Source organism: Streptomyces sp. NPDC048514 (assembly GCF_043199955.1).
In the GTDB taxonomy this organism is placed as follows: domain Bacteria; phylum Actinomycetota; class Actinomycetes; order Streptomycetales; family Streptomycetaceae; genus Streptomyces.
In genome coordinates this window covers 145,158-167,183 of the sequence record NZ_JBICWT010000005.1, presented here as the reverse complement: position 1 = coordinate 167,183, position 22,026 = coordinate 145,158, and the positions used below count along the sequence as shown (strand labels likewise).

Here is a 22,026-nt window from a genome sequence, read left to right as displayed (position 1 = left end):
ACGATCATGAGTACGGCTAGCACGCGGCTGCCCGAGGGCCGCTACGGCCGCTCCTCGGACGAGCGCGCCGACCGCAGGCTCAAGATCGCCGGCACCGTACTCGGCGCGGCCCTGCTCGCCCTGGTGGGCTACTTCGCCTATCACTACATCGCGCAGACCGAGATCAGCGCCCAGGTGATCACCTTCGAGTCCTCCGGCGAGGCGGTCAAGGTGCATCTGGAGGTCCACAAGGACGCCGGCGCCGAGGGCTACTGCACCCTGCGCTCCCAGGCCGCGGACGGCTCCGAGGTCGGCCGGGCGGACTTCCGCTTCACCGGCTCGGCCACCCGGATCGATCAGGTCGTCACGCTCCGTACGACGGCCAAGGGGACGACGGCCGAGCTGCTCGGCTGTCACGGGGCCTGACTCCCGTCGAACACTCCCCGGTCTCACCCGGAGCGTGTAGACGCTGACCTGCGTTGATGTGATTCTGACGGCTTATGTCCTCCCCCTTACGCCGTTGAATTGTTAGGCTCGTGGTTTCGCCCATCCAAGAGGGAACATTCTTCTGGGTAGGGCGATGCTTTGTTATTCCCAGTACCGACGAGGAGCACCCTGTGACCCAGACCAGCGAGAACGTCACCTGGCTGACCCAGGAGGCGTACAACAAGCTCAGGGACGAGCTTGAGTACCTTACTGGTCCTGCGCGCACGGAGATCGCCGCCAAGATCGCGGCCGCGCGCGAGGAGGGCGACCTGCGCGAGAACGGCGGGTACCACGCGGCCAAGGAGGAGCAGGGCAAGCAGGAGCTTCGTGTGCGCCAGCTGACCCAGCTCCTCGAGAACGCCAAGGTCGGTGAGGCCCTGGCGTCCGCTGACGGTGCGGTCGCGCCCGGCATGGTCGTCACGATCGCCTTCGACGGTGACGAGGACGACACCATGACGTTCCTGCTCGCCTCCCGCGAGTACGCGAGCGCCGACATCGAGACGTACTCCCCGCAGTCCCCGCTCGGCTCGGGCGTGATCGGCCACAAGGTCGGCGAGGACGCGGAGTACGAGCTGCCGAACGGCAAGAAAGCCGTGGTGAAGATCCTGAAGGCTGAGCCGTACTCCGACTGAGCTGAAGGCGAGCCGTACTCCGGCCGCCCCGGTCCCTTGTGACATCGAGCCCCCGGCGTCCCCCGTGACGCCGGGGGCTCCGTCACTCCGACGGCTCCGTCATGGCGGGGGCTCCGTCATGGCGGGGGCTCCGTCATGGCGGGGGCTCCGTCATGGATGGGGCTCCGTCACGCCGTCACGCGGTGGCCGAGCGGTACTTGCGGACCGCCAGGGTGCGGAATATCGCGGTGATCAGGACGGAGTAGATCAGCGAGGCCCAGACCGGATGCTGCATCGGCCAGGCCGCGGAGGTGGACTGGCCCGGGTTGGCGAACAGCACGCGACAGGCCTGCGCGGTGGCGCTGAAGGGGTTCCACTCGGCGATGTGACGCAGCCACGGGGTCATGTGGCTGGGGTCCACGAAGGCGTTGGAGATGAACGTGACCGGGAACAGCCAGATCAGTCCGCTGGAGGTGGCCGCCTCGGGGGTGCGGACGGACATGCCGATCAGAGCGCCGATCCAGGTGAACGCGTAGCCGAGCAGGAGCAGCAGTCCGAAGGCGCCGAGGACCTTGCCGGCGTTCGTCTCACCGTCCGAGCCGACGCGCCAGCCGACCAGCACGGCGACCACGGCGAGCACGACCAGGGTCACCGCCGTCTGCACGAGGTCGGCGAGCGTGCGCCCGGTCAGCACCGCGCCGCGCGCCATCGGCAGGGAGCGGAAACGATCGATGAGGCCCTTGTGCATGTCGTCGGCGATGCCGGCACCGGAACTCGCGGTCGCGAACGTGACGGTCTGCGCGAAGATCCCCGCCATCAGGAAGTTCTTGTAGTCGCCCGCGCTGGTGCTTCCCCCGATCTGCATGGAGCCGCCGAAGACGTAGGTGAACAGCACCACGAACATGATCGGCTGGACGAGGCCGTAGATGATCATCTCCGGAATTCTGGACATGCGGATCAGATTGCGTTTCGCGACCACCATGGAGTCGCGGACCGACCGGCTGACGGCGTTGCCCTGCGGTGCCACGCGCACGGTGTCGGTGACGGTACTCACTTCACGGCCTCCTTGCGGCTGTCCTTGCGGCCCCGCTGAACGTGCTTCCCGTCCCTGTCGGCGTCCCCGTCCGAGCCGCCGGCCTCGGCCTCGGCCACGTGTCCCGTCAGGGACAGGAAGACGTCGTCGAGGGTGGGGCGGCGCAGGCCGATGTCGTCGATCTCGATCCCACGGGAGTCCAGCTCCCTGATGACCTCGGCGAGCAGCTTGGCGCCGCCGGTGACAGGCACCGTGAGCTTGCGGGTGTGCTCCTCGACCGCGGTGTCACCCTTGCCGAAGCCGCGCAGCACCTCCGCGGCGCTCGCGATGTGCTCCCGCGCGTGCACCACGACCTCCACGCGCTCACCACCGGTGCGGCCCTTGAGCTGGTCGGAGGTGCCCTTGGCGATGACCCGGCCCTGGTCGACCACCGCGATGTCGTGCGCGAGATGGTCGGCCTCCTCCAGATACTGCGTGGTCAGCAGCAGGGTCGTACCACCGGAGACGAGCTGCTTGATGACTTCCCACAGCTGCTGGCGGTTGCGTGGGTCGAGTCCCGTCGTCGGCTCGTCCATGAACATCACCGGCGGTGAGACCACCAGGGCCGCGGCCAGGTCGAGGCGCCGGCGCATGCCGCCGGAGTAGGTCTTCGCGGGGCGGTCGGCGGCGTCGGCGAGGTGGAACTGCTCCAGCAGCTCCCCCGCGCGTGTCTTGGCCGCCTTGGCCCTCATCTGGTAGAGCTGCCCGACCATCTGCAGGTTCTCCCGCCCGGTCAGGTACTCGTCGACCGCGGCGAACTGGCCGGACAGGCCTATCGAGCGGCGTACGGCGTCGGGATGCTTCAGCACGTCCACGCCGGCGACGACGGCCTTGCCGCTGTCGGGGCGCAGCAGTGTCGTGAGGCAGCGGACTGCGGTCGTCTTGCCGGCGCCGTTCGGCCCGAGCAGGCCGAGGACCGTGCCCTCGGGCACGTCCAGGTCGACGCCGTCCAGTGCCCTTACGTCGCCGAAGGTCTTCACCAAGCCTTCGGCATAGATGGCACCTGGCATGTCTGTCTCCACGTCGTCGGGGATGCTGCGGAAAGGCTAGATTTACGCGCCCGAATCCGCCTGTTCTTTTCGCGAGGACAGACGTTCGACGGCCACGCGATCGAACATAACGCGTTGTATCGCGTCTCCTCAAGAGGGTCCGGACCGAATGGACACGAACGAGTGATCCCCCGGCCCCCCGGTGGCACGTGGCCCGAGCCGGTGCCCGCGAACCGACCGGGGCCGGGTTCAGCCAGGGCCGGCGACCGACGGGCCCAGGCTCGGCGATGCCCGCGAACCGGCCGGACCCGGCTTCGGCCGATGCCCCGCGCCGCTCGACGAGCCTGTGGCCGCGCGACCTCAGGACCTCGCGAGCAGCTCAACCGATCACCGCGCAACGCGCAACCGCCTCAGTGGACGGCCTGCGACCGCCCGGACGCGTCAGTCCATGACCGTGTAACCCGCGTCCCGCAGGGCCTGCTCGACCTCGACGCAGTGCTCCGGACCCTTGGTCTCGAGGTGCAGCTCCACCTCCGCCTCCGTGAAGCCGAGCCGGGGGGCGGTTCGTACGTGACTCACGTCCAGCACGTTGGCGTCCACCGTCGACATCACCCCGAGCAGCGTGGCCAGAGCGCCCGGCCGGTCCGTCAGGCGCAGCCGGACCGCCAGATAGCGGCCCTGCGCGGCCATGCCGTGGCGCAGCACGCGCTGCATCAGCACCGGGTCGACGTTGCCGCCGGACAGCACCGCGACGACCGGGCCCTCGAAGGCGTCCGGTGCCGACAGCAGCGCCGCGACCGGGCTCGCCCCGGCCGGTTCCACGACCAGCTTGGCCCGCTCCAGGCACAGCAGCAGCGCGGCCGACAGCCGGTCCTCGCTGACCGTGCGCACCTCGTCGACCAGCTCGCCGACGATCCCGAACGGCACCACGCCCGGCCGCCCCACCTTGATGCCGTCGGCCATCGTCGCCGGGTTCTTCAGCGACACCGGGCGGCCGGCCGAGAGCGAGGGCGGATAGCAGGCGGCACCCTCGGCCTGCACGCCGACGATCCTGACGTCCGGCCGGAGCGTCTTCACCCCCACCGCGATGCCGGCCGCGAGCCCGCCACCGCCCATGCCGACGACGATCGTGCGCACCTCCGGGCACTGCTCCAGGATCTCCAGGCCGACCGTGCCCTGCCCGGAGATGATGTCCGGGTGGTCGAAGGGATGGATGAACACCGCGCCCGTCTCGGCCGCGTACTCCTCGGCGGCCGCCAGCGTCTCGTCGACCACCTGCCCGTGCAGGCGCACCTCGGCGCCGTACTCCCGGGTCGCGCTGATCTTCGGCAGCGGGGCGCCCTTCGGCATGAACACCGTGGCGTGCACGCCCAGCAGGGAGGAGGCCAGGGCCACACCCTGCGCGTGGTTCCCGGCGCTCGCCGCCACCACACCGGCGGCCCGCTCCTCCGGCAGCAGCCCGGCGATCCGGATGTAGGCGCCGCGCAGCTTGAACGAGCCGGTCCGCTGGAGGTTCTCGCACTTCAGGTGCACCGGTGCGCCGACCAGCTGGGACAGGTGCCGGCTGCCTTCCATCGCGGTCACCCGTGCGACGCCCGAGAGCATCTTCTGCGCTCCGCGCACATCGTCGAGGGTGACGGAACGCAAGGAGTCAGCCGTACCGTAGCTCATGACTCCAGCATCGCAGTTCACAGTCGCGTACGACGGGTGTGACCAAGCTCCGAGACCGGTTTGCGCAGCGCCGGTACGGCCCGGCGCCCGGCCGCGTACCCTGTCCCCCAACCCAGCAGCCCTCCATGAAGCGAGCCTCCGGCCATGCCCACAACACCTGAAATGTCGATGGACATGACGACCGTCGGTGACACCGGCCTCCTCGACACCCTCCAGCACGAGGTGGCGGTGTTCGCCCGGCGTGCCGAACAGACCCGCCTCGGCGGTGTCGGGCAGGTGCGCAACTCCATGGACCGCGCCGCCTATCTGCTGCTCAACCGTCTGGACAACGAAGGGCCGATGGGCGTCAAGGCACTCGCCGCGAGCATGGGCATCGACTCCTCCACGGTCACCCGGCAGGTGGCCCCCCTGGTCGACACCGGGCTCGTCAAGCGCACCTCGCACCCGGAGGACGGCCGCGCGGTGGTGCTCCAGCTGTCCCCGCGCGGGGCCGCCCGCCTGGAGGAGGTGCGCTCGTCTCGGCGTCAGCTCATGGCCGAGCTGACCCAGGACTGGGCGCCGGAGGAGCGCGAGGAGTTCTGCACGCTGCTGACCCGCTTCAACAGCGCGCTCTCCGCACGCATGGCGGTGCCGGGAGTGGCGCCGGGGGAGCAGTCGCCGGCCTCCTGAGGCCTGCTCACCGCCTCGGCCGGTAACGGTGGGCTCCGGCCCCTTGACCCCGGGCCGCCGCTGGCCTCATATGAGACCGGGCCCTGTGTCGTACGCGGTGCCGCCTGTCCCGTACCGGAGGGTGCCCCGTCAAGGGGGGAGGCGTGGTGCGTGATCGTCAGCTGTCCCGCGGTGCCCGCCGGGCCCGCGAGTTCGAGGCGTTCGTCGCGGGCGCGGCCGGGCGCCTGCTGCACACCGCCACGCTGCTCACCGCGGAGGCGCCGGCCGCCAATCCGCGCGCGCGCCGCCTGCTGACCCTGTCACTGGCCCACACCTACGCGCGCTGGGACCGGCTGCTCGCGGAGGATCCGTACGACAGCGCGCGCCAGTACCTCGCCACGCGCTTCGCGCGTGCGACGTGGCACCAGCACGGCGTCCTCGCCCGTGCCCGGCGCCCGGATCCGCGCAGTCCGCTCGCCACGCTCACGCCGCAGGAGCGGCTGGTCCTGGTGCTCCGGCTCTACGAAGGTGTCGCCGAGGAGCAGACGGCTGCCCTGCTGGGCCTGCCCGCGGAACGCGTCCGGACCATCTGCGACCGAGCGGCGGCCACCCTGCTGCACCCGGTACGACCGCCCGCCACGCGCGCGATGAACACGAAGGTGGCCCCGTCATGAGGCGACGGGGCCCATTCCTGGCACCGTGCGACGCCGGCCCCGGCTCCGGATTCGGCCTCAGCTCCGGATGCGGCTTCAGCTCCGGATTCCACTTCGGCTCCAGCTTCGGCTCTGGCTCCGGCGCTGGCTCCGGCCTTGGCCGACGGCTGACGGAGTGGCGGCCACGGCGGACGGGGCTTCCGCGGTGAACCGGGCCGAGCGGGAGGCGGCCGTGCGGCGGATCATGGAGCGGACTCCGCCGCCGGTGCCGGTGGACGTGCACGCGGAGGCGGTGCACCGCGGCGAGCGGCTGCTGCGGCGCCGGCGAGTGGCCCGCCGCGTGCTGTGGCTGCTGGCCTGCGCCGCGGCCGTGGCGTTCACCGTGTGGGCCTCGCGCGCGCACCCGTGGGTGGAGCCGCCCTCGCAGACGACTCCACCGGTCACCGGCTGGTGACCGTCCCCACCGATCGCCTCCTGGTGCCCGTCCCCACCGACACCCGCGACGACCGTCCCCACCGATCACCGGCTGGTGACCGGGTGGAGACGATCAACAGCCGGTAATGGATGCCGGAGCGCCCGCACACGGCGGCCGGCGCACTCGCCGGCCGCCGTCCGCACGCCCCGGACCGGCCGCTAGCCGAGGGCCTGCTGCAGGTCCGCCAGCAGGTCGTCGACGTTCTCGATGCCCACGGACAGGCGCACCAGGTCGGCGGGGACCTCGAGGGCGGAACCGGCCGCCGAGGCGTGCGTCATCCGGCCGGGGTGCTCGATCAGGGACTCCACGCCGCCGAGCGACTCGCCAAGGGTGAAGATCTTGGCGCGATTGCACACCTCGACGGCGGCCTCCTCGCCGCCCTCGACCCGGAAGGACACCATGCCGCCGAACGCCTTCATCTGCTTGGCGGCGACCTCGTGGCCGGGGTGCTCGGGCAGGCCCGGGTAGAGCACGCTCGTCACGCGCGCGTGCCGGGTCAGCATGTCGGCGATCTTCGTGGCGTTCTCGCTGTGCCGGTCCATGCGCACCGCGAGGGTCTTGGCACCGCGCAGCACCAGCCAGGAGTCGAACGGGCCGGCGACCCCGCCCATCGCGTTCTGGTGGTAGGTCAGCTCCTCGCCCAGCGCCTGGTCGGAGACGATCAGCGCGCCGCCGACCACGTCCGAGTGCCCGCCCATGTACTTGGTCAGGGAGTGCACGACGACGTCCGCCCCGAGCGCCAGCGGCTGCTGGAGGTAGGGCGTGGCGAAGGTGTTGTCGACGACGAGCTTCGCGCCCGCGTCGTGGGCGACCTGAGCGACGGCGGCGATGTCGGTGATGCCGAGCAGCGGGTTGGAGGGGGTCTCCACCCAGACGGCCTTGGTCTTCGAGGTGATCGCGGCGCGGACCGCGGCCGGGTCGCTGCTGTCGGCGACGGACCACTCCACGCCCCAGCGGGTGGCGACCTTGGCGAAGAGGCGGAAGGTGCCGCCGTAGGCGTCGTTCGGGATGACCACGTGGTCGCCGGGCCTGAGCAGCGTGCGCAGCAGGGTGTCCTCGGCCGCCAGGCCGGACGCGAAGGCGAGGCCGCGGCGGCCACCCTCCAGCGCGGCGAGGTTCTCCTCCAGGGCGGTCCGGGTCGGGTTGGCGCTACGGCTGTACTCGTAGCCGCCGCGCAGCCCGCCGACGCCGTCCTGCTTGTAGGTCGAGACCTGGTAGATCGGCGGGACGACCGCGCCGGTGAGGGGATCCGCGGTGTTGCCCGCGTGGATCGCGAGGGTCTCGAAGTGCTGACTGATGTGCCTGTCGCTCATGTGCACCGAGCGTAGTGCGCTCGGCCGGATGCTGACGCCCGCCCGGCTCACGGAGCGCCGACCGAAGGGTTTTCCCTAGGCGCACGGGGGGACGGGGCACGGGGTGCGAGGCGGGGCGGGACGGCTGGGGTGCGCGAGCGGCGTCGAGGCGGGGCGGGACGGCGGGGGTGCGCGAGCGGCGTCGAGGCGGGGCGGGACGGCGGGGCGGGGTGCGCGAGCGGCGTCGAGGCGGGGCGGGGGCGGACCACACCGGCCCCGGCTCTCACTTTCTGCCGCTCTCTGCCACACCCGCCCCGGGGACCGGCTGACCTGTCATGAGCCGGACGGCGGGGTTGGCCAATTGTCGGCGGCGTCTGGTTCGCTTGGGGCATGGCGATTCTCTGGCTGCTGATGGCACTGCTCCTGATGAGCTTCGCCCTGCTCACGGTCATGCGACGTAGGCGCGGGGCGATCGAGCAGGTGCACCCGGGTCACCCGGACGCCGCCGACCCGGCGGACTACGGCTTCGTGCTCCAGGAGGAGCTGGACATACGCATGCCGGGCCCGGACCAGGATCTGCTGGACGTCCTGGAGCTGGTGCAGCGCACCCAGGACTACCGGGCCGCCGCACAGTTGCTGGCCGGCACCGAGGCCGGGGGCGAGACCCGCTGGCAGCGGGTGCAGGCCTTCGCGGGCGCCGCCGCGCTGGAGCTGCAGCAGCGGCCCGGCGGGGTGCACGAGACGCCGGGCGGCCAGTGGCTGCGGGTCTGGCGTGCCGAGCAGCCCAAGGACGCGGGCGGTGCCGCCGTGCACGCGGAGTTCCTGGTACAGCAGGCCTGGCGTACGTCGACACCGGGCACCGACGACTTCCGGATCATCATGGAGGAGGCCCGGGACGCCTGCGCACAGGCGGCCCTGCTGGCCCCCGGCGACCCGGTGCCGTACATCATCGAGCTGTCCATCGGCCGTGGACTCGGTTATCCGCAGGCCGAGTTCGAGCAGCTGTGGCTGAAGATCCTCGACCGCGCCCCGCACCACATGGGCGCGCATCTGGCCGCGCTGCACTACTGGTGCGAGAAGTGGCACGGCTCGCGCGCGCAGGCGTACTCCTTCGCCGAGGCGGCGGCCGCCCGCGCCCCGCAGGGCTCGCTGCTCGCCGCGCTGCCGCTCTTCGCGGTCTTCGAGCACCTCCCGGAGGTGAACCTGGTCGCCGGCTTCTACCGGAGCGAGGTCGTCACCAAGGCGATGCACGGCGCGCTGCACGCGGTGCACGCGGCCCGGCCCGACGACCCGATGCTGGCGCACGTCCGCCATCTGCTGATCTTCTTCCTGGTCCGTGCCGAGCGCTGGGCGGAGGCCATGCAGCAGCTGATCCACGTCGACGGTCACGTGGGCGCGCTGCCCTGGACTCTGTCCGCCGACCCGGCCGCCGAGTTCGCCGTCTACCGCGCACTGGCCGTGGCCGGCTACGAGGCCAACGGCGGCAACCCGGCAACCCTCCCCGGCTGACCGCCCCCACCCGCCCGAAAACCAGTTGGCCGTCCGACCGGCCGGCCCCAGGCTGTACACCATGGAAGAACCACGGCGCGAGATCCGTGCGGTCCACACGGAATCAACCGTCACCGTCTATCAGGCCTACTCCCCGGACATAGGCCTGCCCGCCGTCCGCGAAGGCCGCTTCCCCTCCACGTGGAAGCGGGACAGGATGACGTGGATCAAGCCGTCGTTCCTGTGGATGATGTATCGCTGCGGCTGGGGGGCGAAGGCGGGGCAGGAAATCGTCCTCGCCGTCGAGATCAGCCGTGCCGGGTTCGACTGGGCGCTGCGTCAGGCGTGTCTGTCGAGCTATGCCCGGGAAGTGCACCCCGACCGGGCCACCTGGCAGCGCGACGTGAAGCGTGCGCCCACGCGCGTGCAGTGGGACCCCGAGCGTGACCTGCGTCTGCGACCCCTGCCGCACCGGTCTCTGCAACTCGGCCTCTCCGGCGAGGCCGCACGACGCTACGCAGACGAGTGGACCGTCGCCATCCGTGACACGACCCCGTTGGCCCACGAGATCCACGGCCTAGTCAGTTCCGGTGACCTGGACTCGGCGGCGCGGTTGCTGCCGCCGGAACGCCCGTACACCGTCACCGGCGAGCCCCTCGCCCATCTGGAGGGGTGACGGGGTGGGCGTCACCGGGGCCGCGTGGAGACGAGCCTCCCCCACACCACCATCCGGTAGCGCGAGGTGAATTCGGGGGTGCAGGTGGTCAGGGTGATGTAGTAGCCGGGCTCGTCGTATCCGTGGCCGGGGCGGACGAGGGAGCGCGGCACGGCCCGGAGAACACCCGAGTCCGCCGCCGAGGTCCGCGGCAGCACCTTGTCGACGTCGTACGTGTAGGTCGCGGTCCGTGTCTCCACCTCGATGTCGTCCCCCGGCCGCAGCCGGGGAAGGTACCGGAAGGGCTCCCCGTGCGTGTTCCGGTGCCCCGCGAGCGCGAAGTTCCCGGCCTGCCCGGGCTGTTGAGTGCCGCGGTAATGCCCCACATACCCCTTGTCGAGGACGCCCGCCCTGCTCACGCCCTCGGCGACGGGGACGCGCAGGTGCAGCCGCGGCACGGTGAGCACGGCGTACGCCTGGGACCGTCGCGGCAGCGTCACCGGGGTGTGCGACCGCTGCCGTGTCGAGGCGCCTGAGCCGGCCGTCGGCGCGGGTGCCGTACCCGGGTCGCCTCCGGTGCCGCCACGGCCGGGGCCGTCACCCTCGGTGTCACGGCTGCCGTCGCTGCCGGCGCGGTCGCTCCGCCACTCCCGTTCCAGCGCCGCCACCTTCCGCTCGGCTCCGCGCCGCGCCTCCCGGTTGGTCCACCACAGCTGGTGCACCACCAGCAGCATGAGCAGCACCCCCACGGTGACGAGCACCTCGCCGCCACCCCACAGCACCCGCCGTCGCCGTGCGCGTCTGCGCCGATCCGCGTGCCCCACGACCCGCACGCGCGACGAAGTCCGCATCCGAACCCACCTCCCCGGCGCGCACCCGCAGCCGAAGCCGAAGCCGAAGCCGGACGCAAGATAGGCGCACCGGCTTCAACTGGCCATAGCGGCAGGGCGAGGCCCGGCTCTCACCCCGGGGGCAGGGCGTCCTGGTAGCCGTTCGAAGGCCGGGCGACCTTGGTGACCGGGCCGTGTGGCCCTTGCGGTGGCCCGCGCGGTCCTCGGTGACCGGCTGACCTGTCCTGCGCATGCCGAGTCCGTATGCCGACGTCCGCACAGAAGGCATCCGTACGGCGGCCCGCGTCCGCCGCCCGGGGACGGCACGGGAGTGCCTCTCCCTCACGTTTGTCATCGACCGGCAGTACGGTGTCCCCCATGCGCCCCGACACGCCTGCCGAGAACGTCGACCACACCGCCGAGGCCGCACGCCTGGAGCGGACCGCCGGACTGTATCCGGAGGACGCCGAGGCCCTGCTGCTGCGAGCGGCGGCCCACCTGGAACTGTCCGGCGACCGCCCCGCGGCCACCACGCTCTACGACCGCCTGCTCTCGTCGGCCGGGGAACTGGACGACCCGGCCCTGATCCGCGCCCTGAAGGCATCGAATCTCTGGGAGTACGGCCATGAGGCCGAGGCGCGGGCGATCATCGACGGCGTCCGCGCCGCCGCGCCCCATGACCCGGCCCCCTGGGTGATCGTGGCCGAGGCCCTCGAGTCCCACGACGAACTGGAGGCGGCGGCGGAGACGTTCACGGAGGGAGCGCGTCTGCTGCTGGCGGACGAGACCGAGCCCCCTTCCGGCACGCACCCGCTCCTCTACGGCCGCCACCGCGTCCGCCGTATGCAGGGCCTGCCGCACGACGACTGGGACGCCCTGGCGGACGCCCTCCACACGTCCGCGTCCGCGTCCTCGGTCTCCCTCGACGAACTCCACGACCCGAATCGCGTGTGGTCCCTCGGCTCGGAGAACCCGGCGGAACTCGAGGCGGAGATCACCCGCCTCCGAGCGGAGCTGGGTGCCTACCGCGAGGCCCTCTCCCGCCCCTTCCCGGTGGCGATCCTCCACTGGCCGGCGCCTGAGCTGGCGGAGCTCCTGTCGGCGTACCCCGCGCTGTCGACCGAGTACCCCTCCCACGAGGAGCACCTGTCGACCATAGAGTCCTCGCTGCGCGAACTGTCCTCCTCGGGCACCCCCAACCTCGGCATCGTCACCGGCACGGTCCCCTCCTACGAGGCCTTCGCGGCATCGGAGGGCTCCTCCCCGGCCGACCCGGCCCTGCTGCCCCAGTACGCGACGACGCTGGCAGCCCGAGGCCGCGCCACGGCCTGGCCGCCGCAGCGGGGCGTGGGGTGCTGGTGCGGGACCGGCCTGGGTTATGAGGAGTGCCATGGCGCGACTGTCTGACGTCACGCGCTGGTAGCGAAAGCCCTCCGCTTCGCTCGGGTGTCAGTGCTTGCTGTTAGAACAGAGGCACATTGATGTACCTACGAGGGGGTCGTAGTGACGGGAGCGGGGGGTCCGCCACAGCCGGTCGCCGGGGTGTACGAGAAGCTGATCACTCAGCGCGTGCGCGATGACTTGGGCCAGCTCGAGGCCATGGGGTGGAAGGCGATCGACGCAGAGATCAGCGTCGAGTCCTCACCCCATGTCCTGGCCCGACACGTCAGTGAGGTCGTCACCCGCAGGCTCCAGCAGCTCCCACCCGACCAGCACGTACCGTTCGTCAATCGGGTACTCGAGTCCCTGACGACTGGTGCGACCGGGCAGGACGCCGCCGACCCCCCGGGTACCGTCGTCGAGGGCCCGCGACAGCTGCTTGCCCTGGCCAAGCAGGAGGCACCGGGGGCCTACGCCGTCCGACCGCTTACTCCGCTCTCCGAGACAGCCCTGCTCACGAACTCACCGGAGGACGTCAGCCTGGGGGCGGAGTTGCGTGCCGAACTGGCGACCTCAGACCGCGTCGACCTGCTCTGCGCATTCGTGAAGTGGTACGGCATACGGGTTTTGGAGGACGCGCTCCGCGCCGCGAAAGACCGGGGTGTGGAGATCCGCGTCATCACCACCACCTACATGGGTGCCACCGACCGCCACGCCCTTGACCGTCTCGTTCGCGACTTCGGTGCCACCGTCAAGGTCAACTACGAGACCCGTTCGACGCGTCTCCACGCCAAGGCCTGGTTGTTCCGCCGCGAAACCGGCTTCGACACCGCTTACGTCGGTAGTTCGAACCTTTCGAAGGCCGCCCTGCTCGACGGCCTGGAGTGGAACGTACGGCTGTCGTCCGTCGCCACACCGGCTGTCCTGAACAAATTCGAGGCGACCTTCGAGGCGTACTGGAACGACAGCGCCTTCGAGACGTACGATCCCGGTCTCCACGGTGAGCGCCTCGATACAGCTCTCGCCCAGGCCGGCGGCACTACCGCGACTGCCGATCTCAAGATCAATCTTTCGGGTCTCGAAGTGCGCCCGTTCCCGCACCAGCGGGACATGCTGGAGCGACTCGACGTCGAGCGGGAGATTCGCGGACGGCACCGGAATCTGCTCGTTGCGGCCACTGGCACCGGGAAGACCGTGATGGCTGCGCTGGACTACCGCAGCCTGTGCCATAAATCGGCCGACCGGCGGCCCACTTTGCTGTTCGTGGCCCACCGGAAGGAAATCCTCAACCAGTCTCTGCGTACGTACCGAGAGGTGTTGGACGACGCCTCGTTCGGTGAGCTGCTGCACGCGGGGCAGGATCCCCGCGAGTGGAACCACGTCTTCGCCAGCGTTCAGTCGCTCAACGTGCGGCGGCTGGAGCAGCTCTCCCCCGGCCATTTCGACATCATCGTCATCGATGAGTTCCATCACGCCACCGCCGCGACGTATCGCCGGATAGTCGGCCACTTCGCTCCAGAGGAGCTGCTGGGCCTGACGGCGACCCCCGAGCGGATGGATGGGCTCAACGTCCAGGACGAGTTCTTCGAGGGGCGCATCGCTGCCGAGATGCGACTGTGGGAAGCCCTGGAGAACGACTTGTTGTGCCCGTTCCACTACTTCGGCATTCCGGATGGTACCGACCTGCGGAACGTGGGCTGGCAGAAGGGCGCATACGCCGATCAAGACCTTGACACCCTCTACACCGGGAACGACGCCCGGGCCCGGATCGTGGTGAAGCAGGTCCAGGACAAGATCTCCCACCCTGGCGCGATGCGGGCTCTGGGCTTCTGCGTGAGCAAGAAGCACGCTCACTTCATGGCGGGCTTCTTCACCAAGGCCGGGTTCCGGGCGAAGGCGCTCGACAGCAGTTCGCCCAGCCGTGTGCGGGCCCAGGCGCTGGATGATCTGCGTCATGGCAGGCTTCAGGTGATCTTCTCCGTCGACCTGTTCAACGAAGGACTCGACATCCCCGATGTCGACACCTTGCTACTCCTCCGCCCCACCAGCAGTGCGACCGTCTTCCTTCAGCAGTTGGGCCGCGGCCTGAGGCGCACCGAGAAGAAGCCCGTACTCACGGTCCTCGACTTCATCGGACAGCACCGCGCGGAGTTCCGCTTCGAGGAACGGTTCCGCGCGCTGACGAACCTGTCGCGCAACCGGCTTGTCGACCACATCGAGCATGACTTCCCCCAGCTGCCTTCCGGCTGCCAGATCCTTCTGGAAGGCAAGTCCAAGGAGCTCGTACTCGACAACATCCGGACCCAACTGGGTGCGACGATCAAAACGCTGGCGAACGAAGTCCGGGGGTACGGCACTCTCCGCCTCGCGGACTACCTGCGCGAGAGTCGCCGGGAGATCAAGGAGCTGTACAAGAGCGATAACTCCTGGACGACCGTCCTGCGCCGAGCCGGGCTGCTCGTGGGGGACGCACCGGCAGGTGAAGCATCGCTGTTGAAGCGGATCCATTCCTTTCTCCACGTAGACGACGTGGAGCGCGCCGAAGCCTACCTGCGGATCCTGGGAGACGACGCCCCACCATACGAGGAACTCAGTCCCACCGATCAACCGTACGCCCGCATGCTGTTCTTCAATGTCTGGGATAATGCCGGTGGCTTCCCGGAATTCCGGGAGGGCCTGGATTCACTGGCCCCTCAAAGAGCGTTTCGAGACGAACTGAGGCAGGTGTTGTCGCATGTCGTCGAACAGGCAGACCACTTTCCCGTTCCTCTCACGGGTCGCCTCCGGAATGTTCCATTGAAGGTCCACAGTTCATACAACCGCTCTGAGATCCTCGCCGCTCTCGGCGTGGCACGGTTCGGCGGTCAGATGCCTCGCTCCTTCGCACAGGGCGTTCAGTGGGTGGAGGATCTGCAGACGGATGCTCTACTCATCACCTTGGAGAAGAACGAGAAAGACTTCTCGCCCACAATTCGCTACAAGGATTACGCGCTGAGCCCAACACTCTTCCACTGGGAGTCCCAGAACGCGACGGCCGCCGACTCCCGCACCGGCCTACGCTACCGGGAGCATGTCCAACGCGACAGTGAGGTGCTGTTGTTCGTTCGACGTTACAAGAACACGGACATAGGTAAGTCTCAGCCGTGGATGCTCCTTGGCCCCGCGACCTACGAAACCCACACCGGCAGCAAGCCGATGGCGATCACCTGGCGCCTGAAACACGCCCTACCGGCCGACGTGTGGACGTACTCCGCGATCACTGCGAGCTAACCGGGCAAGGACCGACGCCGACCAAGGTGCGCCCTGCCCCACTGCCCCGGCAAGACGGGCGCCGCAGGGTGTGCGGCGCCCGGTGGGGCGGGGTCAGGCTGCTCGGGAGAGTTCTGCGCGGCCGAACAGCAGGGCGTAGCCCGGGGGGAGTTGGGCGAGGACTCGGGTCGTCAGGGGCTCGCCCAGCTGGTCGGACAGCACGCTCAGTACCGAGCTGACGTCCCAGCGGGCCGTCGCCGGGGTCGAACCCTCGATGCGGGCCGCCACCGACTCGACGAACTCACGGGCCGGCAGCGGCTGGGGCGCCGGGATCTGGGACGCGATCATCCGTCCCGCCTCCCGGGGGAGGGCCTGGGCCAGGGCCACCCGTTCGTCGCCGGTCACGTGGCCGCCCAGGGCCGAGAGGACGATGCGGGCGACCCGCTCGGCCTCGGCGCTCGTCGCGTACCGGCCCGCCTCGCGCACCGCGTCCGTCAGCTTCAGCCAGCCGGCGTCCTCGGCCGCCCCCTGAACACCGGGGACCACGGGCCGCAGGGGCGTGGACGAAGCGGGGATGGTCCTTCTCGGCTGCGGGGTCGTCACGGTCATCGCGCTGGCTCCTCCTCCAGAACACTTCGGGACACCGAGAAGCCCAGTACCCCGTAATGCGGCGTGCATGAGCGGTAGTTCGGCCAATGTGCGGCATGTGGCGTCATGACGCGTGTGGGGTGACCCGTGCCGGTGCGCGGTGTGCGACGCCCGACCCGCCCCCTGCGTCCGTGCGCCCGTCCGTCGGAAATCCGCCCGTCGGCAACCTGACAAGCCTCGACTCAGGTTCGACCGGCCTCCTCGCCTGCGCGTTAGCCTCAGGGCATACCTCGGGGTCGATACAGGGACATAGGAGGCAGTCATGGCCAGGGTTCCCAGCGCGGTCGTCGCCGCGAGCGGACTCGTCGGTGGTTACGGCGTCGCCCGCTGGACGAAGAAGCGGCCGCTCGGCGGGGCGGTACTGGCCGTCGCCGGGGCCGCCGCGGCGCAGCAGTGGCGTTCTCGGGCCGGCGGGAAAGCCGCGGGCGCACTGACCGCCGCGTACGTAACCGCGTTCGCCGGGTCCCATCCGCTGGCCAAGAAGGTCGGCGCCTGGCCGGCGGTCCTGGGCGTCGCCGGCGCCGTCGCCCTCGCCTCCTGGGCCGTCGCCGACCGGCAGGGCTGACGCAACCAGGCTGACGCGACCGGGCCTGCCGACGAGACAGGGCCGACGCAACCGGGCCTGCCGACGAGACAGGGCCGACGCAACCGGGCCTGCCGACGAGACAGGGCCGACGCAACCGGGGCGGCTGACACGCCGGCCAGTGCAGCAGCGGCTCCACGGGCGCACCGGCCGGGGGCGGGGGCGGGTCGTGGACGATGAGCCGTGCCTGACCGCTCTCCCGTTCCAGCGGCATCACCGACATCCGGGCCGCGTGCGCGGCGACCGCCGAGGCGGACGGCGGCTCTCGCCGCCGTCCCGTCCTCACGGCGTGCTCGCCGCCGGCGGAATCGTCGGGCCCTGGCCCTTGCCCGTCGACGGGCGGGGCGGACGGGCGTTCTTCGTCGCCGCCTTGGCCCGGCTCGCCGCCGCGGTGAGCGGGCGCGCGATGTCCTCCAGGGAGCGGCGCTCGGCGTTCACCGCGAGGAAGGCCGCGACCAGGCCCGCCGCGCACATCAGGGCCGCGCCGATGGAGAAGGCGAGGACCGTGTCGCGAACCTTGCCCGTGCCCGTGAGGTCGGCGAACAGCAGCGGGCCGCTGATGCCGCCGGCCGCGGTGCCGAGGGCGTAGAAGAAGGCGATGGACATCGCCCGCGTCTCCATCGGGAAGATCTCCGACACCGTCAGATACGCGCTGGAGGCACCTGCCGAGGCGAAGAACAGCACCACGCACCAGCAGGCCGTGAGTGTGCTCGCGCTCAGCGAGCCCTGGCCGAACAGCCAGGCCGTGCCGAACAGCAGCAGGCCGGAGAGCAGGTACGTCGAGGAGATCATCACCCGCCGGCCGACCGTGTCGAACAGCTTGCCCAGCAGCAGCGGACCGCAGAAGTTGCCGACCGCGATCACCGCGAAGTAGTAGCCGGTGTGGTCGGACGGCACGTCGTAGAACTTGGTCAGGATCGCGCCGAAGCCGAAGGTGATCGCGTTGTACAGGAACGCCTGGCCGATGAAGAGGGAGAAACCGAGTACCGCGCGCCTGCGGTACTGACCGAAGACGGTGCCGGCGATCTCCCTGAAGCTCACGCTCTTGCGCTGGTGGATCTCCAGTTCGCCCTGCGGCTCGGGGAGCGGTTCGCGCCTCTCCTCCTCGATCTGCCGTTCGATGCCGCGGACGATCTCCTCCGCCTCTCGGTCCCTGCCGTGGATCAGCAGCCAGCGTGGGCTCTCGGGGACGTGCCGGCGCACCAGCAGGATGACCAGGGCCAGTACGGTGCCCAGGGCGAAGGTGAGGCGCCAGCCGACGTTGGCGGCCAGCAGGTCGGTGTCGAGCGCGACGATCGACAGCAGGGAACCGCCGACCGCGCCCAGCCAGAAGCTGCCGTTGATGATCAGGTCGACCCGGCCGCGGTAGTTCGCCGGGATCAGCTCGTCGATCGCGGAGTTGATCGCCGCGTACTCGCCGCCGATGCCGAAGCCCGTCAGGAAGCGGAACAGGAAGAACCACCAGGCTTCCCATGAGACGGCCGTCATGGCGGTCGCCGCCAGGTACACCGCCAGGGTGATCATGAAGAGCTTCTTGCGGCCGTACCGGTCGGTCAGCCGTCCCCAGAACAGGGCACCGACGCAGGCGCCCGCGACGTACAGGGCGGCGGCCACCCCGGTGACCTGGCCTGAGGAGATGGACAGGCCGCTGCCGGGCTCGGACAGCCGGCTGGCGATGTTGCCGACGACCGTGACCTCCAGGCCGTCGAGGATCCACACGGTGCCGAGACCGATCACGATCGTCCAGTGCCAGTGGGACCAGGGCAGACGATCGAGTCGGGCGGGAATGTTGGTGGTGATGGTTCGGCCGGTCTCCGGCGACGGCGCTTCGGCTGCTGTGCTCATGGGCTCCCTCCTCCGCGAAGGACCGCTATCGGGTGCCCGGGCCTCACCGGAATAGGCCGGCCGACCTCCCAGCCCTCGCGAAACGCTCCCGGTCAGGCGCCCCGCACCGCGCCGAACAGTCCCGGTCAGCCGCCCCGCACCGCGCCGAACAGTCCCGGTCAGCCGCCCAGGCTGCGCGAGACGGTGTAGATCAGCAGCCCCGCCAGGGATCCGACCACCGTGCCGTTGATCCGGATGAACTGCAGGTCGCGGCCGATGTGCGCCTCGATCTTGCGTGTCGTGTGCTCGGCGTCCCAGCCCGCCACCGTGTCCGTGATCAGGGAGGTGATCTCCTTGCGGTAGGTCGTCACGACGTGCACCGCCACGCCCTCCACCCAGCTGTCGACCTTCTCCTGCACCTTGGGCTCGGTGGCCATCCGCGAACCCAGGGACAGCAGCGCTGCCCGCACCCGCAGCCGCAGCTCGCTGCGCTCGTCGTCGGCCGCCGCCACGATCATGGACCGTACGGACGTCCACGCGGACGCGATCAGGTCCTGCACCTCGCCCCGGCCCAGCACCTCGCCCTTGAGCCGCTCCACCCGCGCCCGGGTGTCCGTGTCGGACTGCAGATCGGTGGCGAAGTCGGAGAGGAACCGGTCCAGCGCGCCGCGCGCCGGATGGGACGGCATGTCCCGCATCTCGGTGACGAACCGCAGCAGCTCCCGGTAGACCCGCTCACCGACCTTCTTGTCGACGAACCGGGGGGTCCAGCCGGGCGCGCCACCCTCCACGGCGACCATCACGTCGTCCCGGTGCAGCACGAGCCAGTCGTGCGCGCGGCCCACCACCAGATCGACCACGCGCCGGTGCCCGCCGTTCGCCACGACCTTGTCCAGCATCTTGCCGATGCCCGGGGCGATCTCCTGCGCGTCGGCGCGGCGCGTGATCGCCTCACCCACGACCGCCTGCACGTCGGAGTCCCGCAGGACCGTCAGCGCGCCCCGCAGGGCGGTCGCCAGTTCCGCCGTCACCCGGTCGGCGTGCTCCGGTTCCGCCAGCCAGGCACCCAGCCGGCTGCCGATGCCGACCGAGCGCAGCCGCTCCCGTACGACGTCCTCGGACAGGAAGTTCTCCCCGACGAACTCGCCCAGGGAGACCCCCAGCTGATCCTTCTTGGTGGGGATGATCGCGGTGTGCGGGATGGGCAGTCCGAGCGGGTGCCGGAAGAGGGCCGTCACCGCGAACCAGTCCGCGAGCGCGCCGACCATGCCCGCCTCAGCGGCCGCGGCCACATAGCCCGCCCAGGTTCCGGCGCCCTCGTGGGCCGCCAGCTCGGCCAGGGCGTAGACCACCGCCACGAACAGCAGCATCCCGGTCGCCGTGAGCTTCATGCGCCGCACGCCCGCCTGGCGCTCCTCGTCCGCCGGGGTGAAGGCCGTCATGGTCCGGTACGACGTCGCCCGCGCCGGTGCGCCCGCTCCCCCGGCGTCGGCCGCGGCCCCGGAAGCACCGGCCGCCCCCGAAGCACCCGCTACCCCGGAGGCACCGGCACCCGCCGCCCCCGAAGCACCCGCTACCCCGGAGGCACCGGCACCCGCCGCCCCCGAAGCACCCGCTACCCCGGAGGCACCGGCACCGGCCGCCCCGGAGGTGTCCGCGGCACCCGGCGAGGTGTCCGCGCCCGCGCCCCCCGGGGCACCCGTCTCCGGCGCACCCGGCCCCCGGGCACCCGTCCTCGGCGCTTCGGAGTCCCGTGCCCCGGAGTCCCGTGCCGCGGTCTCCCGCGCCCCGGGCTCCGGTGTTCCCGTCTCGGTAGGTTCCATCAGCTCCACCCGTTCGGTGATCCCGCACACAATTGTCCCTTCCCGACCGACTCCCGGAACGGATCAGGAGTTCCCGGCGTCTGTCTGGACGGGGGATTTTGGGCAGGGCCCTGTCAGGCCCGCCCGGCCCATGACGCATCATGGGCTCATCTGATCGGAGCCCCGGGCTCCCATCTGCCGAGGAGAACAACAAAAGCGTGACCAGGCGTCATGACGCAGGCGCGGGGGTGTCCCCCGCAGGACACGGTGTGGTGCTGGGCGCGCTCGTCGCACTCGTGATCGCACTGTCCGCCACCATCTACGTCACCGTGGCCGCCGGTGACGGCCTCCCTCGCGGGGCCCTCTCCGACAACCGCCCCCATCGCAACTCCTCCGCCGCCCCCGCCTCCACCGGCAGCTGGGTCGGCGCCTGGGCCACCGCCCCCGTCGGCGGTGAACCGGGCACCGAGACGGAGGGCCTGGCGGGCCGGTCGGTCCGCAACGTCGTCCACGCGGCCGTCGGTGGTACGAGTGCCCGGATCACGCTGTCCAATCTCTACGGCCAGTCCCCGCTGATCATCGCGCACGCCTCCCTCGCCCTCGCGGCGGGGGACGGCACCCCCGCGGCCGACGCGGAATCGATGCGGCGCCTCAGCTTCGACGGCAGCGCCCGGGTGGTCATACCCGCCGGGGGGCAGGCCGTCAGCGACGCGGTGCGCGTGAACGTGCCGCGCGGCGGCGACATACTGGTCACCACCTACTCCCCCACCCCGTCCGGGCCGGTCACCTACCACCCGCGCGCGCGGCAGATCTCCTACGTCGCCGACGGCGACCGCACGGAGGACGCCACCGGCGAGCCGTACACCCGGCAGACCCCGTACTGGCGCTATCTGACGGCCCTGGACGTCCTCAGCAACGAGGCCGACGGCACCGTGGTGGCCTTCGGCGACTCCCTCACCGACGGCGTCACCTCCACCGTCGGCGCCAACCGCCGCTGGCCCGACGTCCTCGCCGGGCGGCTGCGCACCGCGCTCGAAGACGGCCGGCAACTGCCGCGCTACAGCGTCGTGAACGAGGGCATCAGCGGCAACCAGCTCCTCGCGGACGGTCTCGGCCGGCCCGCGGAGAACCAGAGCGGCCTCGGCCGCTTCGGCCGCGACGCGCTGTCCCGCACCGACGTCAGGGCCGTCGTCATCGACCTCGGCATCAACGACATCCTGCGCAACCCGAAGCTCGCCGACCCCGACCGGATCACCGCCGGTCTGCGCACCCTCGTCCGCCAGGCGCACGCCCGCGGCCTGACCGCCGTCGGCGCCACCCTGATGCCCTTCGAGGGGCGCCGCGGCTACACCCCGGCCCGGGAGGCCGTACGGCAGGAGGTCAACGCGCAGATCAGGGCGGGCGGGGTGTACGACGCGGTCGTCGACTTCGACAAGGCGCTGCGCGACCCCTACGACCCCCGCCGGCTGCGCCCCGAGTACGACTCCGGGGACCATCTGCACCCCAGCGACCTGGGCTTCGCCAAGATGGCCGAGATCTTCGACCTGAACCTGCTGAAGGGCGCGGGCCAGGCACAGCTGTGACCCAACCGGCCGGAAGCGCGGGGCGGCCCGGGCACAGCTGTGACCCAACCGGCCCGGCCCGATGCGGGGAGGCGGGGCGGGGCCGGCGGGGGTGCGCGGGCAGGAATA

19 protein-coding genes and 1 pseudogene are annotated in these 22,026 nt (G+C 70.8%); 11 read left to right on the top strand and 9 right to left on the bottom strand.

The window, feature by feature from the left end; genetic code table 11:
* The first annotated feature begins 6 nt into the window (after positions 1-6).
* Both ACGFT2_RS12475 and greA read left to right on the top strand, forming a co-directional pair.
* Positions 7-405, top strand: a complete 399-nt coding sequence (locus ACGFT2_RS12475) for a DUF4307 domain-containing protein (protein ID WP_393276717.1) — start codon at positions 7-9, stop codon at positions 403-405.
* Between the two features lie 191 nt (positions 406-596).
* Positions 597-1,097: a transcription elongation factor GreA gene (gene greA / locus ACGFT2_RS12470; RefSeq protein ID WP_393276714.1), complete on the top strand. Its 501-nt coding sequence runs from the start codon at positions 597-599 to the stop codon at positions 1,095-1,097.
* A gap of 175 nt (positions 1,098-1,272) precedes the next feature.
* On the opposite strand, the gene ACGFT2_RS12465 is transcribed toward greA, so the two are convergent.
* From ACGFT2_RS12465 to ilvA, 3 genes are all read right to left on the bottom strand, one after another.
* Positions 1,273-2,130, bottom strand: a complete 858-nt coding sequence (locus ACGFT2_RS12465; RefSeq protein WP_393276711.1) for an ABC transporter permease — start codon at positions 2,128-2,130, stop codon at positions 1,273-1,275.
* Positions 2,127-3,158, bottom strand: a complete 1,032-nt coding sequence (locus ACGFT2_RS12460) for an ATP-binding cassette domain-containing protein (RefSeq protein ID WP_393276707.1) — start codon at positions 3,156-3,158, stop codon at positions 2,127-2,129. Before ACGFT2_RS12460 ends, ACGFT2_RS12465 begins: the two co-directional genes overlap by 4 nt.
* A gap of 420 nt (positions 3,159-3,578) precedes the next feature.
* Positions 3,579-4,808 (bottom strand): threonine ammonia-lyase, encoded by a 1,230-nt coding sequence (gene ilvA / locus ACGFT2_RS12455; RefSeq protein ID WP_393276704.1) that lies wholly within the window; start codon positions 4,806-4,808, stop codon positions 3,579-3,581.
* A gap of 162 nt (positions 4,809-4,970) precedes the next feature.
* On the opposite strand from ilvA, the gene ACGFT2_RS12450 reads away from it, so the two are divergent.
* The 3 genes from ACGFT2_RS12450 (at position 4,971) to ACGFT2_RS12440 (ending at position 6,563) form a co-directional block, all read left to right on the top strand.
* A complete protein-coding gene (locus ACGFT2_RS12450; protein ID WP_393276701.1) occupies positions 4,971-5,477 on the top strand; it encodes a MarR family winged helix-turn-helix transcriptional regulator in 507 nt (168 codons plus the stop codon).
* A 146-nt stretch (positions 5,478-5,623) separates the two neighbouring features.
* Positions 5,624-6,130 carry a sigma factor-like helix-turn-helix DNA-binding protein gene (locus ACGFT2_RS12445; RefSeq protein ID WP_393277666.1) on the top strand — a complete coding sequence of 169 codons (507 nt, stop codon included), beginning with the start codon at positions 5,624-5,626 and terminating at the stop codon, positions 6,128-6,130.
* Between the two features lie 184 nt (positions 6,131-6,314).
* Complete coding sequence (locus ACGFT2_RS12440; protein ID WP_393277664.1) at positions 6,315-6,563, top strand: hypothetical protein; 249 nt, start codon at positions 6,315-6,317, stop codon at positions 6,561-6,563.
* A gap of 179 nt (positions 6,564-6,742) precedes the next feature.
* Here the strand turns inward: ACGFT2_RS12440 and ACGFT2_RS12435 are convergent, their stop codons facing one another.
* Entirely contained in the window at positions 6,743-7,897 is a 1,155-nt protein-coding gene (locus tag ACGFT2_RS12435; protein WP_393276698.1) for a cystathionine gamma-synthase, read from the bottom strand.
* Between the two features lie 369 nt (positions 7,898-8,266).
* Here ACGFT2_RS12435 and ACGFT2_RS12430 point away from each other — a divergent pair, with 369 nt between their 5' ends.
* Both ACGFT2_RS12430 and ACGFT2_RS12425 read left to right on the top strand, forming a co-directional pair.
* Positions 8,267-9,385, top strand: coding sequence for a hypothetical protein (locus tag ACGFT2_RS12430; protein ID WP_393276695.1), 1,119 nt, complete (start codon positions 8,267-8,269; stop codon positions 9,383-9,385).
* 61 nt (positions 9,386-9,446) lie between these two features.
* The gene (locus ACGFT2_RS12425; RefSeq protein ID WP_393276692.1) at positions 9,447-10,040 is read left to right on the top strand and encodes a DUF4291 domain-containing protein; all 594 of its coding nucleotides are present in this window, start codon (positions 9,447-9,449) and stop codon (positions 10,038-10,040) included.
* A gap of 11 nt (positions 10,041-10,051) precedes the next feature.
* Here ACGFT2_RS12425 and ACGFT2_RS12420 read toward each other — a convergent pair whose 3' ends face one another.
* Positions 10,052-10,870, bottom strand: a complete 819-nt coding sequence (locus ACGFT2_RS12420) for a class E sortase (protein ID WP_393276689.1) — start codon at positions 10,868-10,870, stop codon at positions 10,052-10,054.
* Positions 10,871-11,227: 357 nt separating this feature from the next.
* Between ACGFT2_RS12420 and ACGFT2_RS12415 the strand changes: the two genes are divergently transcribed.
* Positions 11,228-12,256: a hypothetical protein gene (locus tag ACGFT2_RS12415; RefSeq protein WP_393276686.1), complete on the top strand. Its 1,029-nt coding sequence runs from the start codon at positions 11,228-11,230 to the stop codon at positions 12,254-12,256.
* 96 nt (positions 12,257-12,352) lie between these two features.
* Positions 12,353-15,499, top strand: a complete 3,147-nt coding sequence (locus ACGFT2_RS12410) for a DUF3427 domain-containing protein (protein WP_393276683.1) — start codon at positions 12,353-12,355, stop codon at positions 15,497-15,499.
* 93 nt (positions 15,500-15,592) lie between these two features.
* Here ACGFT2_RS12410 and ACGFT2_RS12405 read toward each other — a convergent pair whose 3' ends face one another.
* Positions 15,593-16,087, bottom strand: coding sequence for a DUF2267 domain-containing protein (locus ACGFT2_RS12405; RefSeq protein ID WP_393276681.1), 495 nt, complete (start codon positions 16,085-16,087; stop codon positions 15,593-15,595).
* Between the two features lie 301 nt (positions 16,088-16,388).
* Here ACGFT2_RS12405 and ACGFT2_RS12400 point away from each other — a divergent pair, with 301 nt between their 5' ends.
* A complete protein-coding gene (locus ACGFT2_RS12400) occupies positions 16,389-16,691 on the top strand; it encodes a hypothetical protein (RefSeq protein ID WP_393276678.1) in 303 nt (100 codons plus the stop codon).
* Positions 16,692-16,827: 136 nt separating this feature from the next.
* On the opposite strand, the pseudogene ACGFT2_RS12395 reads toward ACGFT2_RS12400, so the two are convergent.
* The 3 genes and pseudogenes from ACGFT2_RS12395 to ACGFT2_RS12385 form a co-directional block, all read right to left on the bottom strand.
* Positions 16,828-16,959, bottom strand: a pseudogene (locus ACGFT2_RS12395) (AraC family transcriptional regulator); the annotation flags it as partial.
* Between the two features lie 32 nt (positions 16,960-16,991).
* A complete protein-coding gene (locus ACGFT2_RS12390; RefSeq protein ID WP_393276675.1) occupies positions 16,992-18,554 on the bottom strand; it encodes an MFS transporter in 1,563 nt (520 codons plus the stop codon).
* 158 nt (positions 18,555-18,712) lie between these two features.
* On the bottom strand, positions 18,713-19,975 hold the full coding sequence (locus ACGFT2_RS12385) for a DUF445 domain-containing protein (RefSeq protein ID WP_393276672.1): 1,263 nt from the start codon (positions 19,973-19,975) through the stop codon (positions 18,713-18,715).
* Positions 19,976-20,553: 578 nt separating this feature from the next.
* Here ACGFT2_RS12385 and ACGFT2_RS12380 point away from each other — a divergent pair.
* Positions 20,554-21,918, top strand: coding sequence for an SGNH/GDSL hydrolase family protein (locus ACGFT2_RS12380; RefSeq protein ID WP_393276670.1), 1,365 nt, complete (start codon positions 20,554-20,556; stop codon positions 21,916-21,918).
* Positions 21,919-22,026: the final 108 nt, after the last annotated feature.

Coding starts and splice junctions, on each gene's coding strand:
- ACGFT2_RS12475 (WP_393276717.1), top strand. CDS start 7: ATGAGTACGGCTAGCACGCGGCTGCCCGAGGGCCGCTACGGCCGCTCC.
- ACGFT2_RS12460 (WP_393276707.1), bottom strand. CDS start 3,158: ATGCCAGGTGCCATCTATGCCGAAGGCTTGGTGAAGACCTTCGGCGAC.
- ilvA (WP_393276704.1), bottom strand. CDS start 4,808: ATGAGCTACGGTACGGCTGACTCCTTGCGTTCCGTCACCCTCGACGAT.
- ACGFT2_RS12450 (WP_393276701.1), top strand. CDS start 4,971: ATGTCGATGGACATGACGACCGTCGGTGACACCGGCCTCCTCGACACC.
- ACGFT2_RS12435 (WP_393276698.1), bottom strand. CDS start 7,897: ATGAGCGACAGGCACATCAGTCAGCACTTCGAGACCCTCGCGATCCAC.
- ACGFT2_RS12430 (WP_393276695.1), top strand. CDS start 8,267: ATGGCGATTCTCTGGCTGCTGATGGCACTGCTCCTGATGAGCTTCGCC.
- ACGFT2_RS12425 (WP_393276692.1), top strand. CDS start 9,447: ATGGAAGAACCACGGCGCGAGATCCGTGCGGTCCACACGGAATCAACC.
- ACGFT2_RS12420 (WP_393276689.1), bottom strand. CDS start 10,870: ATGCGGACTTCGTCGCGCGTGCGGGTCGTGGGGCACGCGGATCGGCGC.
- ACGFT2_RS12415 (WP_393276686.1), top strand. CDS start 11,228: ATGCGCCCCGACACGCCTGCCGAGAACGTCGACCACACCGCCGAGGCC.
- ACGFT2_RS12405 (WP_393276681.1), bottom strand. CDS start 16,087: ATGACCGTGACGACCCCGCAGCCGAGAAGGACCATCCCCGCTTCGTCC.
- ACGFT2_RS12400 (WP_393276678.1), top strand. CDS start 16,389: ATGGCCAGGGTTCCCAGCGCGGTCGTCGCCGCGAGCGGACTCGTCGGT.
- ACGFT2_RS12390 (WP_393276675.1), bottom strand. CDS start 18,554: ATGAGCACAGCAGCCGAAGCGCCGTCGCCGGAGACCGGCCGAACCATC.
- ACGFT2_RS12385 (WP_393276672.1), bottom strand. CDS start 19,975: ATGACGGCCTTCACCCCGGCGGACGAGGAGCGCCAGGCGGGCGTGCGG.